Origin of the sequence: Pseudomonas putida (genome assembly GCF_028682475.1) — a bacterium.
GTDB lineage: Bacteria > Pseudomonadota > Gammaproteobacteria > Pseudomonadales > Pseudomonadaceae > Aquipseudomonas > Aquipseudomonas putida_AG.
In genome coordinates, this window is record NZ_JANHLE010000063.1 from 1 (window position 1) to 3,044 (window position 3,044).

General features: G+C 56.5%; 4 protein-coding genes and 3 tRNA genes. All 7 read right to left on the minus strand.

The window, feature by feature from the left end:
• A partial coding sequence (locus NPS47_RS25000) for a GTP-binding protein (protein WP_245222814.1) occupies nucleotides 1-195 on the minus strand: 195 nt, incomplete at its 3' end.
• Nucleotides 196-280: 85 nt separating this feature from the next.
• A tRNA-Thr gene (locus NPS47_RS25005) sits at nucleotides 281-356 on the minus strand.
• A 27-nt stretch (nucleotides 357-383) separates the two neighbouring features.
• Nucleotides 384-457 (minus strand) — tRNA-Gly (locus NPS47_RS25010).
• 23 nt (nucleotides 458-480) lie between these two features.
• Nucleotides 481-565, minus strand: a tRNA-Tyr gene (locus NPS47_RS25015).
• A 143-nt stretch (nucleotides 566-708) separates the two neighbouring features.
• Nucleotides 709-1,137 (minus strand): hypothetical protein, encoded by a 429-nt coding sequence (locus NPS47_RS25020; RefSeq protein ID WP_274297399.1) that lies wholly within the window; start codon nucleotides 1,135-1,137, stop codon nucleotides 709-711.
• 7 nt (nucleotides 1,138-1,144) lie between these two features.
• A complete protein-coding gene (locus NPS47_RS25025) occupies nucleotides 1,145-1,891 on the minus strand; it encodes a pantothenate kinase (RefSeq protein WP_274297400.1) in 747 nt (248 codons plus the stop codon).
• Nucleotides 1,881-2,840 carry a bifunctional biotin--[acetyl-CoA-carboxylase] ligase/biotin operon repressor BirA gene (gene birA, locus NPS47_RS25030; protein WP_274297401.1) on the minus strand — a complete coding sequence of 320 codons (960 nt, stop codon included), beginning with the start codon at nucleotides 2,838-2,840 and terminating at the stop codon, nucleotides 1,881-1,883. Before birA ends, NPS47_RS25025 begins: the two co-directional genes overlap by 11 nt.
• Nucleotides 2,841-3,044 lie beyond the last annotated feature (204 nt).

A 3,044-nucleotide genomic window follows, 5' to 3' on the forward strand; every position in this document is an offset into this window, starting at 1 on the left:
AGTGTTAATGGTAATACCGCGAGCTTTCTCTTCTGGAGCGCTGTCGATCTTGTCGAATTCGACGACGGCCGAACCGAAAACTTCGGAGCAAACGCGAGTCAGCGCTGCGGTCAGCGTGGTCTTGCCATGGTCAACGTGACCAATGGTGCCGACGTTCACGTGCGGCAGACTACGATCGAACTTTTCCTTAGCCATCGAGACAATCCTCAGCAAGAAGAAATAAGCAAGTTAATACGACCATTAAAACAAAGGCAGATATTTTCATATCTGCCTTGTTATATGGAGCTCTTGAGCGGATTTGAACCGCTGACCTCACCCTTACCAAGGGTGTGCTCTACCAACTGAGCTACAAGAGCGTAACACTATGCAACAACTGCAAAACTTGGAGCGGGTAGCGGGAATCGAACCCGCATCATCAGCTTGGAAGGCTGAGGTTCTACCACTAAACTATACCCGCGGAGCTTGCAGCTCTCGCTAAAATGGTGGAGGGGGAAGGATTCGAACCTTCGAAGTCGTAGACGTCAGATTTACAGTCTGATCCCTTTGGCCGCTCGGGAACCCCTCCTGAGCTGGGCGGCATTTTCAACTCTTGCCGTCCTGCTGTCAAGCTTTTTCTCATTAAAATCTTGAGGTTAGCTAATTTGACAGCTGCTTCTCAGTGTTGCCACTTAGTGGTCATCCCTGTGAAGCGGGCGCCATTCTATCAAGCTATTCGCCAGTTGCAATACCCCTGCACAACATTATTTTATGTTTTAAGTCTTTGAAATCACGGGAAAGTGTCTCAAGCAGGGTTTGGTCCAGCAAACGCTGGCTCTGCGGCGCTATCTGCAGCCACAAGCCGGTCGCATCGCCAAGCCGTCCAACCACAGGAACGGCAGCCACATCCAGGCTAAGCAGACGCTGGCGCAAGGCATCGAGCTGTTCCTGGGTGCTCATGCTCCCCACATAAAGACATTCCTGACCACGCTCGGGAGCTTGTTTACCCGGATGTGACTCGCTCAACAGACGGATATCCTGTTGATTCCCCTTGTACAGCGATAGCGGTGCGACTTCCTTGGCCTTCAACGGCGCTTCCTGCTGATGCCAGACGTAATAGACGCCATTAAGCACCAGCAGTAACAGAAACAACCAACGCATAGTCACCTCAATCCAGAGGACAGGCCATGGCCAGGCCTACAAATACTAGATCCGGCACCACCCGCGCATTCGGTGCGGCCTCTTGCACCAGCGGCGCATCACCTCCGGTCAGCAATACGGTGAAGTTTTCACCCCACAAGGCCTGTGCATGATCGAGCTGGGAGCGAACGAAACCTTGAAGCATATGCACACAGCCGCGCTCAACCGCCTCTACGGTTGAGCGTCCGGGCGCCATGCTCGACAAGGCACGCTCGGCCGATGCATCGTCATATCGAATACGACGGGTATGAGTGCGCAGCTGGCTGCGCATCAACGGCATGCCAGGACAGATGAAGCCACCTAGATGCTCGCCATCAGCCGCAACGAAATCAGCCTTGGCTGCAGTGCCGAAATCCATCACCAGGCACGCGCCCTTGGCCAAGCGATAAGCACCCAACACCGCAAGCCAGCGATCCAGACCCAGCCGCTGGAAGTCTTCATAACCATTGCGCACACCACCCACCTCTTTAGCAGGCTGCGCGACCAGTACGTCAAACCCGAAGTGCTGTGCCAATAACGCCGAAAGCGCCGTGGTCTCTTCTTCGCTGCGGACACTGACCAGTCGGCCACGCCCTGGCGCCTGAGGCAGCGCTGCGACGGCCGCCAGTAACGCTTGATCGGAGTCGACCACGCCACCGGCAACAATAGACGCATCGGCGCTACGGATAACGCGCCACTTGATGAAGCTGTTACCGCAATCGAGCTCAAGAATCATCACGCAACCTCAAACTGAGCTCACCACCACTGAAGCTCTTCTCTACGCCATCGACCTCAAGACGCAATGCGCCTTGGCCATCGATACCCAATACCACGCCGTCGATCTTGTTGACTCCGGCAATCAAGGAAACTGCCCTCCCCTGCCACAGGTGCGCCTGCTCCCACTCATGCTGGAATGCGGCGAAACCGGCCTGCCGATGCCGCTCGAGGTCGAGCTGCAGGTTGTGGTTGAGCCTGGCGACCAGCAGATTGCGATCAATGGCCGCGCCTGTCTCGCGGCGCACGGAGGTCCACTGCTGGTCGACCTCAGTGGTAGCCTGCATGTTCACATTGATGCCAATGCCCAACACCACATGGCAGACATCAGCAGGGTCGCCAACCAACTCCAGCAGGATGCCGGCAATCTTTTGATTATTGACCAGGACGTCGTTCGGCCATTTCAAGCCAGCCTCAGCCACACCGAAAGACTGCAGCGTACGCATGACCGCAAGCCCCACTATCAGGCTCAAGCCTTCAAGCTGACGCATGCCGCCTTCAATACGTAGCACCAGGCTGTAATAGAGGTTCTCGGCAAAGGGACTGGCCCACTGACGCCCGCGCCGCCCACGCCCTGCTGTCTGACGCTCGGCCAGCACCAGGAAGGGGGCCGCCTGACCTTCAGTGATTGCGCGCAAAGCCTGGGCGTTGGTCGAATCAATGGAGTCGAATATCAGCGCAGGCCAGCGCCCACCCTGCGAGTACTCGGCGATAGCTGATTCCTCCAGCAGGAACAGCGGTGCGGCCAACTGATAGCCGCGCCCACGCACTTTATGAATGGGCAGATTCAACTCGGCCTCGAGGTGCTGTAACTGCTTCCAGACAGCACTACGACTTACGCCAAGGGCGACCCCCAGATCCTGCCCGGAATGGAACCGGCCATCCTTGAGGAGCTTCAACAACTTCAGCATGCCAATCTCGACTCGTAATGAGGCTGGCATGATAGCTATGCAGGTAGGGATTGCATAGAAAACTGATGGTATTAAGGCACTGTGGGAGCCGGCCTTGCCGGCGATGGCAGCACTGGGGAGTCAGCTGTTGCGCGCTGTCGCTATCGCTGGCAAGACCAGCTCCCACAGGTTCAGCGGCCACAAAGACAAAACCCCTACCTGCAG